Here is a 14,167-nt window from a genome sequence, read left to right on the forward strand (position 1 = left end):
ACCTTTTTCAAATTATGTGTTCTAGTTATCACCAGAGCATTTGCGCGCGACGGACAGTGCTGCCAAAATGCCATTACTGATAGCGAGTTCGCGCCTATGCGTATTGATGGATTTTCCTCACAGTCGTACCCAATCAAGCGCAAGCCGCGTAAGGCAAACGCTACGGTGGACGACTCCGTCGAGGATTCGCCGGATTTCATCGAGGTCCAATCCGATGCGCAGGCCAGTTCACAAGCCCGCATCAGCGGCGTTCCCGCCCGCCAGCAAGACATGGTCTTCCCGCGCTCCATGAGCAAAAGCGTTGCCACTGCCTTGGCCAGCTACCTGACCACCGCCGGATTTGTCGAATGGGATATGGAAGTGCTGGGTCTCGACATCCACATCTGATGCGTTTGCCTTACTACCTCGGCTGCCCGTCCTGGAGTGAAAACGCCTGGCGCGAGTACCTGTATCCAGTCGACGCCCGCTCCGGCGATTACCTTGCCCTTTATTCCCAGGTCTTCAACGCCGTTGAAGGCAATACCACGTTCTACGCTCGGCCCTCGGCCGCTACCGTGCAGCGCTGGGCCGACATCATGCCCGAAGATTTTCGCTTCACAGCCAAGTTCCCCGGTGACATCAGTCACGGTGGTGACTTGCGTGAGCAATTGCCGGCAGCGGAAAGTTTTGTCGGTTTGATGAGCCCGCTCGGTGAACGTGTTTCACCGCTATGGCTGCAACTGTCGGCGAGTTTTTCGCCGCAACGCCTGGCTGAACTGGCCGGCTTTATTGATGGCCTGGAACGCCCGATGGCGGTGGAAGTACGCCACCCTGAGTTCTTCGCCAGGGGGGATGCCGAACGTACGCTCAACCGCTTGCTGCGTGATCGAGGTGTCGAGCGCATCTGTCTCGATCCGCGCGCGTTGTTCAGTTGCACGTCAACTTCGGCGGCGGTGCTGCATGCACAATCGAAAAAGCCCAAGGTGCCGCCCCGTCCGGCAGCGCTGACCCAGTTCCCCCAAGTGCGTTTTATCGGTCATCCGGAGCTTGAGGCCAATGACCCGTTCCTGGTCCCGTGGGTGGAAAAAATCGCTGGTTGGATCGAAGAAGGCCGTACGCCCTACGTATTCCTGCACACCTCGGACAACCGCCTGGCCGCACAACTGGCCCTGCGTTTCCACGCCAAGTTGATGGTGCGCCTGCCCGGCCTTCCGGCACTGCCGACGTTAGATCGGCAACCCGAAGCGGAACAACTGGGGTTACTCTAGGGCTCTTTTCCCGCCAGGAGTCAGTCATGGATGCCCAAACCCTTCGCGCCGAAACCTTCAAGGCCTTGCATGAGCGCGACCGCGCCTTCGTGATGCCCAATCCATGGGACGCGGGCTCTGCCGTGATGCTCGCCAGCCTTGGCTTTGAAGCCCTGGCCACGACCAGTGCAGGTTATGCGTTCAGCCTGGGGCGCCCGGACGCGGAAGGGGCATTGTCCCTGGAAGACACCTTGCGCAATGCCGCCATGATCGCCAAGGCTACCGCGCTGCCGGTGGCGGCCGACCTGGAAAACGGTTTCAGCGACACCCCCGAAGGGTGTGCACAGGCCATACTGAGTGCCGCCGGCAGCGGCATCGTCGGTGGCTCTATCGAGGATGCCACCGGCATTGCCGTCGACCCAATCTATCCCTTCGACCTCTCCGTAGAGCGCGTGGAAGCTGCCGTGGCCGCTGCCCGCAGCTTGCCATTCCCCTTCACACTGACCGCTCGCGCGGAAAACCTCCTGCATGGTCGCGTGGATCTGCCCGACACCATTCGCCGCCTGCAGGCCTACGCCGAAGCCGGTGCCGACGTGCTCTATGCGCCGGGCCTGCGCAGTGCCGAGGACGTGCTCGCGGTGGTCAAGGCTGTGGCGCCAAAGCCGGTGAACGTGTTGATGTCCGGCGGCCTGAAACTCAGCGTGGCGCAATTGAGCGCGATGGGGGTAAAGCGCATCAGCGTGGGCTCGGCCATGGCACTGGCGGCCTATGGTGAATTCTACCGAGCGGCCCAGGAAGTGTATGAGCTGGGCACCTTCAGCTTTACCGAGCGCTCGATGCCCTTCAGCAAGGCAAATCAGTTCTTCAAGGACTGAGCCGTGCGTTTTTTCAGGGTGCTGGGTGCGCTGCTGGTGCTCGGCGGTGCATTTGTCGTGGGTGTATGGCGTGGCTGGCTGCCATTGCCGGCTGAATGGAACCCCTGGTCGCCGCTGGATGTACGGTCCAGCCCTAACCTGTTGACCCGCTACAAGTTGGGACGCCTGCAGGACGACCCCGCGCTGTGCGACCAGGTGCTGAAAACCGCTGGCCTGCGTGTCAGCCATCAGGCTGACACGCCCGCCGACGCTGCCTGTCCGCTGCGCAATACCTTGCGCGTGCAGGGGGCAGACGTGGCATTAAGCAGCAGCTTTCTGGCCAGCTGTCCGTTGGCCGTGGCGTTCGCGCTGTTCGAGCGTCATAGCCTGCAGCCGGCGGCCCAGGCGGTGTTCGGCCAAGCCGTGACGCGGGTCGATCACCTGGGCAGCTTTGCCTGTCGCAACATGTATAACCGTGCCGAAGGGCGGCTCAGCCAGCATGCGTCGGCCAATGCCTTGGATATCGCCGGGTTTCGCCTGGCGGACGGGCGCAGTATCAGCGTGCTCAAGGATTGGTCGGGGGAGGGTGACAGTGCGCGGTTCCTGCGCCAGGTGCGCGATGGCGCCTGTGATGATTTCAATGTGGTGTTGAGCCCGGACTACAACGCCGCGCACCGCAACCATTTCCATCTGGACATGGGCCGTTGGTGGGTGTGTCGCTAGGCCGCCAGGCGCAGGTTGTGGGTGATCAGTGGGCGTGCCCAGTGGTAATCGAAGTCCAGCGCCTTTTGTTGTGCCAGCAGTTCTTCGGTTGGGTAAGGCGTGGCAGGTGGTGGCAACAGGTCCAGTTCGAACTCGGCAATCGGCAAGTGCAGAGGGCGTGGTTCCGGCGCCGGGCCGGGCTCAGGCAGCGGCTGGCCGGCAGTCAGGACGATGGGGCGAACCCAAGTGCTTTCGAAATTCTGCTGGCGTTGTTGAGCGACGATTTCTTCCTGCGGGAATGGCGTGGCGGCTGGTGGCAGCAACTCGGTTTCGAATTCGGCGATGGGCAGGAACAGCGGCTCAGGTGGGGCGATCTCGGTGTCTTTGACGTCGCACTCACGCTGGGTGAGGATCTGCGACAACAGGTCGGCGCCGGCGCTGGGCTCTACTGCCGGGTCCGCCGGTGCCGGCGCCTTGGCGGCGAGCGCGTCCGGCGTTTCACCGAGCTGCTCGGCCAGCGCCCGGGCGAAGAAGTCCTGCCACACATGACTCACCCCGGCCAGCGCTTGAGTATTGCGCAGGCCGTAGTGGTTGTGGGTCGGCAGTACACCGATGGTTAGGGGGAGAATGTCTGACATTTTTCTCGGTCGACGCTCAGCTCTGGCAAAATACCTGACTGTTATTTTTATCGGCCGTTGTTTGCCGATCCTTAATATTTTTGAGCGTAGCGATTGATGAGCGAACAACCAGCGGCCAGCCGCATCCAGGTCGAGGCCTTGGGCGAAGGTTTCCAGGCCCGGGCCGAGCAGTGGGCTGAACAGCTCGGCTTGCCTTTACAGCTCGCGGAGGCGGATTTTTCCCTGCAGGTAGGGGAGCACGGCCTGCAACTGCAGCAGCTTGGGCCTGACGCGCCGGGTCCGGTGCGGGTGGACTTTGTCGAAGGCGGCGCGGCTCACCGGCGGCTATATGGTGGCGGCAGCGGGCAGATGATTGCCAAGGCCGTGGGCATTGCCCAAGGCGTGCGCCCTTGTGTATTGGATGCCACGGCCGGTCTGGGCAAGGACGCGTTCGTGCTGGCCAGCCTGGGCTGCGAGATGAGCCTGATCGAGCGCCAACCGCTGATCGGTGCCTTGCTCGAAGATGGCCTGGCGCGCGGCGCGCAGGATTTTGAGGTGGCGCCCATCGTCGCGCGCATGAAGCTGCTCAAGGGCAACTCCATTGACGTGATGCTCAATTGGCAAGGGGAGCCGCCCCAGGTGATTTACCTCGACCCGATGTTCCCTCACCGTGAGAAAACCGCCCTGGTGAAGAAAGAAATGCGCCTGTTCCGCCCGCTGGTGGGCGATGACCCGGACGCACCGGCCTTGCTGGCCGCCGCCCTGGCCCTGGCCAGTCACCGCGTGGTGGTGAAGCGCCCGCGCAAGGCGCCCTGCATCGAGGGGCCCAAGCCGAGCCATGCGCTGGATGGCAAGTCCAGCCGGTATGACATTTATCCCAAGAAAGCACTCAAGCCTTAAAAGGTACGCAAGAACTTGTAGCGAGCCCGCTCAAGGCCTATAGGCCCGCATAAACAACCCCACCACCTCCTGCACATGGGCTTCGGCGGCTTCTTCACTCAGTCGCCCCCCACAGCCATAAAGCAGGCAAAAGTTCGCCGTGCCCTTGAGCAGGCAGAAGAAGTGCTCGGCCGCGGTAAGCGGTCTGTCGATGCTCAGGGCGCCGCTCTGGTCAATCTTGCCGAGCAGGCGTTCCATGCCCTGGAGCATGCGCATGGGTCCGGCTTCAAAGAAGATTTGGGAGAGTTTCACGTCCTGATTGCCGGTGGTCATCATCAGGCGATGCAGGTTCACCGACTCTTCACTGTTGATCAGCCGATGGAACCCCCGCCCGATATTCAACAATACCGTTTCCACCGGCATGCCTTCGGGCAGTTCGAAGTACATCACCGGCAACTGTTCCTCGCACTTGGCCACCACGGCGGCGGTGAACAAGGTTTCTTTGTCGGTGAAGTGACTGTAGACGGTCAGTTTCGACACGCCGGCCTCAAGGGCCACGGCATCCATGCTGGTGTTGGCGTAGCCATTGCTCAAGAACAGGGTTTTCGCTGCCGAGAGGATAGCCTGGCGTTTTGCCATGTCCTTGGGACGCCCAGGGCTATTGGTGTTTACACGATTGTCGGACATTTTCACCTTTAATACTGGACTGGTGAGTTTGGTATTAATAACATACCGGCCAGTATAATTATTCCTAGCTTCATTTGCGAAAGGTCCTTCAGCATGCGCAGCACTTTCCTGCCCTTTGCGTTGCCTGTCTGCCTGGTCGTCCTGTTGGCCGCTTGCGGCCATGAAGACCCGATCCAGACTACCGTCCGCCCGGCCCTGGTGGTGCAGCCGCAGCCCTCGGCTCAGGCGACGGACAGCTACCCGGGTGAAGTACGCGCTCGTTATGAGCCGGACCTGGCCTTTCGCATCGGCGGCAAAGTCAGCAAGCGTCTGGTGGAGGAGGGCGAGCGGGTCAAGGCCAACCAGGCGCTGGCGGAACTGGATCCTCAGGATGTGCGCCTGCAACTGGAGGCCGCCCGTGCCCAGGTGGCCGCTGCCGAGGCCAACCTGAGCCTCGTGCGCGCCGAGCGTGATCGCTACAAGACCCTGATGGACCGTCAGATGGTCAGCCGTTCCCAGTACGACAATTCCGAAAACCTTTACCGTTCCGGCGAAGCGCGTCTCAAGCAGATCAAGGCCGAGTTCGACGTGGCCAGTAACCAGGCCGGTTACTCCGTCCTGCGCGCCCCCCAGGATGGCGTCGTCGCCAAGCGCGCGGTGGAAGTCGGCCAAGTGGTGTCCGCTGGCCAGACCGTGTTCACCCTGGCCACCGATGGCGAGCGTGAAGTGCTCATCAGCCTGCCTGAGCAAGGGTTTGGGCGTTTCAAGATCGGTCAGCCGGTAGCCGTGGAATTGTGGAGCCAACCGGACCAGCGTTTCACCGGGCGCATTCGTGAACTGTCGCCTGCGGCTGATCCAAAATCGCGCACCTTCGCGGCTCGCGTTGCCTTCACCGGCGGCAAAGTCCCGGCGGAACTGGGTCAAAGCGCTCGCGTATTCATACAGACCGATGGAGTTATTCCGCTGTCGGTGCCGCTGTCTGCCCTGAGTGCGGAGAACGGTGCGTCCTACGTCTGGCGTGTACAGCCGGACAACACCCTCAAGCGCACACCGGTACGCATCGGTGCCTTCGGCGAAAAAACCGTACCAGTGCTGGAAGGCTTGACCCCCACCGACTGGGTGGTCGCAGCAGGCGTACATGTACTCCATGAGGGACAGCAAGTGCGCCCGGTGGATGGCTCCAACCGTATAGTGAACCTGGCGGCCAAGGAGTAGTCCCCGATGGCTTTCAATCTTTCCGAATGGGCGTTGCGTAACCGCCAGATCGTACTGTTTCTGATGATCCTGCTGGCTGTGGTCGGTACCTTGTCCTATACCAAGCTGGGGCAAAGCGAAGACCCACCGTTCACCTTCAAAGCCATGGTGATCAAGACCAACTGGCCCGGCGCTACGGCCCAGGAAGTCTCGCGCCAGGTCACCGAGCGCATCGAGAAAAAACTTATGGAGACCGGCGAATACGAGCGCATCGTCTCCTTCTCTCGCCCAGGAGAGTCCACCGTCACCTTCATTGCGCGCGACTCCATGCACTCCGTGAAGATTCCTGAGCTGTGGTACCAGGTGCGCAAGAAGATCAGCGACATCCGGCAAACCTTGCCGCCGGATATCCAGGGGCCGTTTTTCAACGACGAGTTCGGCACCACCTTCGGCAATATCTACGCCCTGACCGGCGACGGCTTCGACTATGCCGTACTTAAGGACTACGCCGACCGCATCCAGATTCAGCTGCAACGGGTGGCGGATGTGGGCAAGGTCGAGTTACTTGGCCTACAGGATGAGAAGATCTGGATCGAGCTGTCCAACCTCAAGCTCGCCACCCTCGGCCTGCCGTTGGCCGCTGTACAGCAGGCGTTGCAGGAGCAGAACGCGGTGTCCACTGCCGGCTTCTTTGAAACCCCGAGCGAGCGTGTGCAACTGCGTGTGTCGGGTAACTTCAAGACGGTGGAAGAGATCCGCAACTTTCCTATTCGTGTCGGTGATCGAACCTTCCGCATCGGCGATGTTGCCGACATTCACCGCGGTTTCAACGATCCACCGGCGCCGCGCATGCGTTACATGGGGGCGGATGCTATCGGACTGGCCGTGGCCATGCGGGATGGCGGCGATATTCTGGTGCTGGGCAAGGCTCTTGAAGGCGAATTCGCACGCTTGCAAAAGAACCTTCCGGCGGGCATGGAGCTGCGCAAGGTGTCAGACCAACCGGCAGCGGTGAAAACCGGCGTCGGCGAATTCGTGCAGGTGTTGGCCGAGGCGTTGGCGATTGTCTTGCTGGTGAGCTTCTTCTCCCTCGGCGTACGCACTGGCATGGTCGTAGCCCTGGCGATTCCGCTGGTGCTGGCAATGACCTTTGCCACCATGTATTACCTCGGCATCGGCCTGCACAAGATCTCCCTCGGTGCGTTGGTGCTGGCCCTCGGCTTGCTGGTGGATGACGCGATCATCGCCGTGGAAATGATGGCAATCAAAATGGAGCAGGGCTACGACCGGCTCAAGGCTGCCAGTTTTGCCTGGACCAGCACGGCCTTCCCGATGCTCACCGGCACGCTGATCACGGCGGCCGGCTTCCTGCCGATTGCTACTGCGCAGTCGAGCACAGGTGAATACACGCGCTCGATTTTCCAGGTGGTGACCATCGCGTTGCTCGCCTCATGGGTCGCCGCCGTGGTGTTTGTGCCGTACCTGGGGGAAAAACTCCTGCCGGACCTGGCAAAGATTCACGCGGCCAAACACGGCACCGATGGTCCGGATCCCTACGGCACGCCGTTCTACCAACGTGTAAGACGCTTGGTGGAGTGGTGCGTGCGTCGGCGCAAAACCGTGATTGTGCTGACGTTGCTGCTGTTTATCGGCTCGGTGGCGTTGTTTCGCTTTGTGCCACAACAGTTCTTCCCGGCCTCGGGCCGCCTGGAACTGATGGTCGACCTGAAACTGGCTGAAGGCGCTTCCCTGAGCAACACTGCCGACCAGGTCAAGCGCCTGGAAGCCTTGCTCAAGGAGCACGCCGGCATTGATAACTATGTGGCCTACGTCGGCACCGGTTCGCCGCGTTTCTACCTGCCACTGGACCAGCAACTGCCAGCGGCCAGTTTTGCGCAGTTCGTGGTGTTGGCTAAAACTATCGAGGGACGCGAAAGCCTGCGCACCTGGCTGATCGAAACGCTTAACGAACAATTTCCCGACCTGCGCTCCCGTGTCACCCGCCTGGAGAACGGCCCGCCCGTGGGCTATCCGGTGCAGTTCCGCGTAACCGGCGAACATATCGAGGAAGTCCGTGCCCTTGCGCGGAAAGTCGCGGCCAAGGTTCGTGAAAATACCCACGTGGTCAACGTGCACCTGGACTGGGAAGAGCCGAGCAAGATCGTCTACCTCAATATCGACCAGGACCGCGCCCGCGCACTCGGCGTCAGTACCGCCAACCTGTCGAAATTCCTGCAAAGCTCACTGACCGGCTCCAGCGTCAGTCAATACCGAGAGGACAACGAGTTGATCGAAATCCTCCTGCGCGGCACCGTCCACGAACGCACCGAGTTGTCGCTGTTGCCAAGCCTGGCGGTGCCGACTGACAACGGCAAAAGCGTGGCCCTGTCGCAGATCGCCACTCTCGAATACGGCTTTGAAGAGGGCATTATCTGGCACCGCAACCGTCTGCCGACGGTGACCGTGCGCGCCGATATCTACGGCAAGGAACAACCGGCGACCCTGGTGCAGCAGATCCTGCCAACCCTTGAAGGCGTGCGCGCCGAACTGCCGGATGGCTACCTGCTGGAAGTCGGTGGCACCGTCGAGGACTCCGCTCGCGGGCAGAACTCGGTGAAGGCCGGTGTGCCGCTGTTTATCGTGGTGGTGCTGACCTTGCTGATGCTGCAACTGCGCAGCTTCTCACGCTCCGCGATGGTTTTTCTGACCGCGCCGTTGGGCCTGATTGGTGTGACGCTGTTCCTGCTGGTGTTCCGCCAGCCCTTCGGCTTCGTGGCCATGCTCGGGACCATCGCGCTGTCTGGGATGATCATGCGCAATTCGGTGATCCTGGTGGACCAGATCGAGCAGGATATCAAGGCCGGCCTGGCGCCGTGGCAGGCGATTATCGAAGCTACCGTGCGGCGTTTCCGCCCGATTGTGCTGACCGCCCTCGCAGCGGTGCTGGCGATGATCCCGCTGTCACGCAGCGTGTTCTTCGGGCCGATGGCGGTGGCGATCATGGGCGGGCTGATTGTGGCGACGGCGTTGACGCTGCTGTTCTTGCCGGCGTTGTACGCGGCGTGGTTCCGGGTGAGGAAGGGTGTTGTGTAAGCCTTGGAGTAACTTGGCGCGCTGATGGGGAACCTTTTTCTCACGCGTGCCACATAAGGTTACCTGTCAGGCAGGTACTTTATTCGGTCGGTTTGATCGCCAGAATAAAGATTCCATGACATTCATAGAGGCGGAAATAAGATGCTACAGGCATTGGGCAGCATGTACATGGCGTTTGGTGCATTGTTGGGTGGCAGTCAACCATCGCAAACGTGCAACGATTGCAACTCAGGTCGAAATAAGCGTGATCTGGAGGAAAGGGTATCGAATATGGAAAGAAATTCGATTAACTTCAGGCCAGTACAACCCACAAGCGGTATCACGATTCAGAATAGCAACACAAACACCCTCATCAGCCACTGAATACGTTGATTGGCAGCGTGCGTCTTTTCGCACACTGCAATTGCAAGAGCCCCGAATGCCACGGGGCGTTTGCTTTTTTCACGATAAATAACGGCCTCTGTGATACAACGCCCCAACACTTTATTCGCCAGGTTGGCAGCCGTAAGGGCTATCGGTGAAAAGACGATTGTTCATGACCCACTGAGGATAATGTTCATGTTGGGTACCGTTTTAGCACTCGTGTTGCTATTGGTTGTGCCCGGGCCGACAAACACCCTGTTGCTGCGCGCCGGTGTGCTGCTCGGCTTTCGGGCGTCGTGGAAGCTGGCCTACGTCGAGTGCGTGGCCTACGTGCTGCAGGTGTCACTGTGGGGCGTGGCGCTGGTTTACCTGGCAACGTATTCGCCTTGGGCATTGAAGGCTACGCAAATGGCCGCGACCTGTTACTTGCTGTACGTGTCCTATCAGTTATGGCAGCGCAAAGAGCAGGCTGTTGCGCCAGGCAAGGATCGGTTCTCCGGGCTGTATTTCTTCTGGCTGACGGTGATGAACCCCAAGGGCTTGTTGATCGTTTCGTTTATCGCGCCAGCGCATACATTTACCGCGTTGCTGGACTACACCGTATTCATGGCCACGCTTGCGCTGGTCGTGATACCCGTGGGCTCGGCCTGGATTATTCTGGGGAGTCAATTCGAGGGTATTCGAAGGACCTGGCTGACGCCCTTGAAGATCAATCGTGCGACTTCTGTGGCTATCTGCTGTTTTGCCACGCTAATGATGGGGCGCCTGGCCGACTCGCTCTTTTATTGAGCCTGAGACAAAAAACGCCAGGTATCGGATGACCGACCCTGGCGTTGTGAGGGGTGTCGAGGCACCCAGTGCGGAGTTTTCGGTTACAGCGCGCCAAACACTTTCTTCGCCAGGCTGGTAGCCGCAGCCGCCGGGTTCTTGCGAATCGTCTCTTCCTGCTGCGCAATCATCTTGAACAAACCATCCAGCGCCTGTTCGGTCACGTAGTTTTCGACGTTGGCGCTCTTGGCATCCACGGCGCCAAACGCGGCGGCCTTACCTGCGAGGGCGTTGTACTGCTGGGCCACGCCCACCTTGTCGGTAGCGGCCTTGACGATCGGCAGGAACTTGGCGCGGATCTGTTCGCGACTGCTCTTGTTCAAGTACTGGGTGGCGGAGTCCTGGCCGCCGCTGAGGATGCCCTTGGCGTCGGTCACGCTCATGTTTTTCACCGCGTTGACCAGGATCGGCTGGGCCTGGGTCACGGCGGTTTCAGCAGCTTTGTTCATGCTGTCTTCCAACTGCGTGACCTGGTCACCCATGCCGAACATTTTCAGTTTTTCGGCGACTTTGCCCAGCTTGCCCGGCAGGCCGATCTTCACTTCAGGGTTGTTGCTGAAACCGCCGGGTACACCGAGTTGTTTTACGGCGATCTGTGCGCCCTGGGTCAAGGCGTCCTTGAGGCCGCCGCTGGCGTCGCCCTGGGACAGGCTACTGAGGTCCAGAGCCATGGCATTGGCGCCGAGCAGCAGGCCGGCAAACAGGGCAGTGAGGCGAAGGGAGTTGCGGAGCATGGACGCTTCCTTATGTTCGAAGTCAGGGTGCTACGGCGTTCACGCGCACGCGCAGCGGCTGTGGATCCTGGCCGTTGAGCTGCACTGTGTGCCGTTCGGTGGTGATAAACAGTAGCTTGCCATCCAGTTCGATGCGAGCGCTCACCGAATAACTGTGGCCCGGCTTGATCTGTGCGGGGTCGTAGGTCAAGTGAAACGGCAGCGGCACCTGGCCTTTGACCGGGCCTTTCTGCTCGGCCAGCGTCACAGCGGGCGTATCCGCCAGGGACACGTCCTGGAGGCTGACACTCAAGGTGGCGGCGGGCGGCAGGGCGATGCGTTGCAGGTAGAACACTTCGCCGTCGAGGCTGGCCTTGGGGGCGGGATGCATGGATTGGCAGGCTCCCAGCAGGGCGGTGAGGCCCAGGAGAATGATTTTTTTCATGGTGCAGCTCCTTTTCAACGGCGCCAGCATCCAACTGGCGCCTTGTTCAATCTAGCGTGTTTCTTCTGCTTCCACCGGCGCTTCCGCCGCGCCATCCACACGGTGCAAGGCCACCTGGCGGATCGACAGGCGAATCTCCGCGGGCAACACGCGTTTGGCCGCGCCTTCGGCCAGTTCGCCGAGCAGATCGTGGTAGCTCAACTTGCCGGCCTCGTCGCGGCGCAGCACATCTTGCTCCAGCAAGGTCTGGATGAAATGTCGGAAAAGGCTCTTGTCGAAGAATTCCGGGGCGTTGAGGCCATGCAGGATCGACAGGCGCTGGGCCATGATCGTGCACAGGTCTTCCAGTTCTTCGGCGCTGATGCTGTTCTGGCCGCTGTTGAGCAGCAGCGAGATCGCCATGTAGAAGCGTTGCAGGGTCTGTGCGATGGTTTTGGACAGTAGCGTCAGCAACACGAAGTGTCGTGAGCTCGGTGCAGGGCGCAGGTACACGTTGTTTTCGAAGCGCAGCAGGCCTTGTTCGACGAACGCGTCCAGCCATTGATCGACCACGGTATCCAACTCGTCCAGTGACCAGCGAATAAACAGTTCCGATTGCAGGTACGGGTACAGCGCATGGGTATAGCGCAGGATCTGTTCGCGGCTCATCCGCGAGCTGCTTTGGAAGAAGCTGGCCAGCAGCGCCGGCAGAGCGAAGATGTGCAGCACGTTGTTGCGGTAGTAGGTCATCAGGACGGCGTTCTGCTCGTCCAGGTACAGAATCTTGCCCAAGGCATCGCTCTGTTCCGACAGCAGGTTCATGTCCTTGACGTGCTTGATCAGCGCCAGGCCGTCGCCTTCGGGCAAGGTGGTGTGGGGCGAATAAGGCACGCGGCGCAGCAGCGCCAGGTACAGGTCCAACTGGCGGGCCATGGCCTGTTCATCCAGGGCCAGGCGTGTGGTGGACAACAGCGCCAGGGCGACCAGGTTCACCGGGTTCACCGCGGCGGCTTCGTTCAAGTGGCGGGCCACCTGCTCGCCGAGGCGGTTGGTGGTTTCGTTGAGCCAGGCCGGTTTGTAGTTCGGGCCCAGTTCCTGGGCGCGCCAGTCCGGTTGCTCGGCGTCGAGGAATTCCGCCAGCTTGATCGGCTCGCCGAAGTTGACCGCGACCTGGCCAAAGCGCTGCTTGAGCGCGCCGACCACTTTGAAAATATCGAAGATCGACTCTTTCTTCTTGCTCGCCCCACGCAGCTCGCCGAGATACGTACGGCCTTCGAGCACGCGCTCATAGCCGATATACACCGGCACGAACACGATCGGCATGCGCGAGGAACGCAGGAAGCTGCGCAGGGTGATGGCCAGCATCCCGGTCTTCGGCTGCAACATGCGCCCGGTGCGCGAGCGTCCGCCTTCGACGAAGTACTCCACCGGGAAGCCCTTGGTGAACAGGGTATGCAGGTATTCGTTGAACACCGAGGTGTACAGCGGGTTGCCCTTGAAGGTGCGGCGCATGAAAAACGCACCGCCGCGGCGCAACAGGCTGCCGATCACCGGCATGTTCAGGTTGATGCCGGCGGCGATATGCGGCGGGGTCAGGCCGTTCTTGAACAGCAGGTAGGACAGCAGCAGGTAGTCGATATGGCTGCGGTGGCAAGGCACATAAATCACCTCGTAGCCCTGGGCAACCTTTTGCACGCCCTCAATGTTATTGACCTTGATGCCGTCGTAGATTTTGTTCCAGAACCAGCTCAGGACCACTTCCAGGAAGCGGATCGCGGTGTAGGTGTAGTCCGAGGCGATCTCATTGCCGTAGCGCAGGGCCAGGGCCTTGGCTTTTTCCGGACTGATTTTTTCCCGCTCGGCTTCGTCAAGGATGGCCTGGCGCACCAGCGGCATGTTGACCAGGCCTTTCACCAGATTGCGCCGGTGGGACAAATCGGGGCCAATCACCGCAGTCTTCAGGTTACGAAAGTGCACGCGCAGGATGCGTTGGGCCATGCGAACGGTGCGTTCGTGGCCTTTATTGTGCTCGATCAATTCACGCAGGTTGATGGGCGCGGAGAATTGCACGCGGGTCTTGCGTCCCAGGATCAGAATGCTCAACAACCGGCGTAGACGCCCGGTGACCGCCCAGCTGTCGGCAAACAGCAGTTTCCACGGGCTGGACTCGCTGGCAGGGGTTTGCCCCCAGAACACGCTGACCGGAATGATTTGTGCATTCTCTTCGGCGTGTTCGCTGAGGGTGTTGACCAGTCGGGTCAGGGTCGGCGGGGCGCCGCGCTTGTCCTGACGCCCCAGCCAGTCCGGCTCGGGCGTGAGGTAAAAGAACGCCGCGGGTTCCATCAACGGGCCTACCGATACCGGCAGCACCGGGCGCGGCAGGCCTGCCTTGGTGCACTCGGCATCGACCACGGCCAATTCGGTGAGGGAGGGCGATTGCAGGACGTAAAACACCGGCCGGCTGCGGTCGAGGTTAAGGGTTAGGGACGACTGGTTGATCGTCTCCGAGCGAACCCAGAGGTACAACAGTCGGCGCAAGGTGCCAAATACCAGACGGCGGAACGGGGAGCGGGTCATAGGCGAGCTGCTTCAAGTGGGAAAAACCGAG

Annotated in this window: 13 protein-coding genes; 8 read left to right on the plus strand and 5 right to left on the minus strand. The window is 60.7% G+C overall.

Annotated features, from left to right (window positions below; all coding sequences use genetic code 11):
* Positions 1-96: 96 nt before the first annotated feature.
* The 4 genes from M2397_RS03155 to M2397_RS03170 are packed head-to-tail and all read left to right on the plus strand — an operon-like array spanning position 97 to position 2,803.
* On the plus strand, positions 97-387 hold the full coding sequence (locus M2397_RS03155; protein ID WP_065926482.1) for a hypothetical protein: 291 nt from the start codon (positions 97-99) through the stop codon (positions 385-387).
* Positions 387-1,247: a DUF72 domain-containing protein gene (locus tag M2397_RS03160; protein WP_131697279.1), complete on the plus strand. Its 861-nt coding sequence runs from the start codon at positions 387-389 to the stop codon at positions 1,245-1,247. Before M2397_RS03155 ends, M2397_RS03160 begins: the two co-directional genes overlap by 1 nt.
* 26 nt (positions 1,248-1,273) lie before the next feature.
* On the plus strand, positions 1,274-2,101 hold the full coding sequence (locus M2397_RS03165; protein ID WP_131697278.1) for an isocitrate lyase/phosphoenolpyruvate mutase family protein: 828 nt from the start codon (positions 1,274-1,276) through the stop codon (positions 2,099-2,101).
* A 3-nt stretch (positions 2,102-2,104) separates the two neighbouring features.
* Entirely contained in the window at positions 2,105-2,803 is a 699-nt protein-coding gene (locus tag M2397_RS03170) for an extensin family protein (RefSeq protein ID WP_131697277.1), read from the plus strand.
* Here M2397_RS03170 and M2397_RS03175 read toward each other — a convergent pair.
* Positions 2,800-3,420, minus strand: coding sequence for an energy transducer TonB (locus tag M2397_RS03175; RefSeq protein WP_131697276.1), 621 nt, complete (start codon positions 3,418-3,420; stop codon positions 2,800-2,802). The genes M2397_RS03170 and M2397_RS03175 overlap by 4 nt on opposite strands.
* 96 nt (positions 3,421-3,516) lie before the next feature.
* Here M2397_RS03175 and M2397_RS03180 point away from each other — a divergent pair, with 96 nt between their 5' ends.
* Entirely contained in the window at positions 3,517-4,299 is a 783-nt protein-coding gene (locus M2397_RS03180) for a class I SAM-dependent methyltransferase (RefSeq protein WP_131697275.1), read from the plus strand.
* Positions 4,300-4,329: 30 nt separating this feature from the next.
* Here M2397_RS03180 and M2397_RS03185 read toward each other — a convergent pair whose 3' ends face one another.
* A complete protein-coding gene (locus M2397_RS03185; RefSeq protein WP_131697274.1) occupies positions 4,330-4,965 on the minus strand; it encodes a TetR/AcrR family transcriptional regulator in 636 nt (211 codons plus the stop codon).
* 93 nt (positions 4,966-5,058) lie between these two features.
* Here M2397_RS03185 and M2397_RS03190 point away from each other — a divergent pair, with 93 nt between their 5' ends.
* From M2397_RS03190 to M2397_RS03200, 3 genes are all read left to right on the plus strand, one after another.
* Complete coding sequence (locus M2397_RS03190; RefSeq protein WP_259242285.1) at positions 5,059-6,159, plus strand: efflux RND transporter periplasmic adaptor subunit; 1,101 nt, start codon at positions 5,059-5,061, stop codon at positions 6,157-6,159.
* A 6-nt stretch (positions 6,160-6,165) separates the two neighbouring features.
* The gene (locus tag M2397_RS03195; RefSeq protein WP_259242286.1) at positions 6,166-9,231 is read left to right on the plus strand and encodes an efflux RND transporter permease subunit; all 3,066 of its coding nucleotides are present in this window, start codon (positions 6,166-6,168) and stop codon (positions 9,229-9,231) included.
* A 558-nt stretch (positions 9,232-9,789) separates the two neighbouring features.
* Entirely contained in the window at positions 9,790-10,383 is a 594-nt protein-coding gene (locus tag M2397_RS03200; RefSeq protein ID WP_131697271.1) for a LysE family translocator, read from the plus strand.
* 83 nt (positions 10,384-10,466) lie between these two features.
* On the opposite strand, the gene M2397_RS03205 is transcribed toward M2397_RS03200, so the two are convergent.
* Genes M2397_RS03205 through plsB form a run of 3 tightly spaced genes read right to left on the minus strand, consistent with a single transcriptional unit; the run spans position 10,467 to position 14,136 of the window.
* A complete protein-coding gene (locus tag M2397_RS03205) occupies positions 10,467-11,156 on the minus strand; it encodes a DUF4197 domain-containing protein (RefSeq protein WP_131697270.1) in 690 nt (229 codons plus the stop codon).
* A gap of 22 nt (positions 11,157-11,178) precedes the next feature.
* A complete protein-coding gene (locus M2397_RS03210; protein WP_131697269.1) occupies positions 11,179-11,580 on the minus strand; it encodes a YbaY family lipoprotein in 402 nt (133 codons plus the stop codon).
* A 51-nt stretch (positions 11,581-11,631) separates the two neighbouring features.
* Positions 11,632-14,136: a glycerol-3-phosphate 1-O-acyltransferase PlsB gene (plsB, locus tag M2397_RS03215; protein WP_145335069.1), complete on the minus strand. Its 2,505-nt coding sequence runs from the start codon at positions 14,134-14,136 to the stop codon at positions 11,632-11,634.
* Between the last annotated feature and the right edge of the window lie 31 nt (positions 14,137-14,167).

Origin of the sequence: Pseudomonas sp. BIGb0381, from assembly GCF_024809815.1 — a bacterium.
GTDB lineage: Bacteria > Pseudomonadota > Gammaproteobacteria > Pseudomonadales > Pseudomonadaceae > Aquipseudomonas.

Coding starts and splice junctions, on each gene's coding strand:
- M2397_RS03155 (WP_065926482.1), top strand. CDS start 97: ATGCGTATTGATGGATTTTCCTCACAGTCGTACCCAATCAAGCGCAAG.
- M2397_RS03160 (WP_131697279.1), top strand. CDS start 387: ATGCGTTTGCCTTACTACCTCGGCTGCCCGTCCTGGAGTGAAAACGCC.
- M2397_RS03165 (WP_131697278.1), top strand. CDS start 1,274: ATGGATGCCCAAACCCTTCGCGCCGAAACCTTCAAGGCCTTGCATGAG.
- M2397_RS03175 (WP_131697276.1), bottom strand. CDS start 3,420: ATGTCAGACATTCTCCCCCTAACCATCGGTGTACTGCCGACCCACAAC.
- M2397_RS03180 (WP_131697275.1), top strand. CDS start 3,517: ATGAGCGAACAACCAGCGGCCAGCCGCATCCAGGTCGAGGCCTTGGGC.
- M2397_RS03185 (WP_131697274.1), bottom strand. CDS start 4,965: ATGTCCGACAATCGTGTAAACACCAATAGCCCTGGGCGTCCCAAGGAC.
- M2397_RS03190 (WP_259242285.1), top strand. CDS start 5,059: ATGCGCAGCACTTTCCTGCCCTTTGCGTTGCCTGTCTGCCTGGTCGTC.
- M2397_RS03195 (WP_259242286.1), top strand. CDS start 6,166: ATGGCTTTCAATCTTTCCGAATGGGCGTTGCGTAACCGCCAGATCGTA.
- M2397_RS03200 (WP_131697271.1), top strand. CDS start 9,790: ATGTTGGGTACCGTTTTAGCACTCGTGTTGCTATTGGTTGTGCCCGGG.
- M2397_RS03205 (WP_131697270.1), bottom strand. CDS start 11,156: ATGCTCCGCAACTCCCTTCGCCTCACTGCCCTGTTTGCCGGCCTGCTG.
- M2397_RS03210 (WP_131697269.1), bottom strand. CDS start 11,580: ATGAAAAAAATCATTCTCCTGGGCCTCACCGCCCTGCTGGGAGCCTGC.
- plsB (WP_145335069.1), bottom strand. CDS start 14,136: ATGACCCGCTCCCCGTTCCGCCGTCTGGTATTTGGCACCTTGCGCCGA.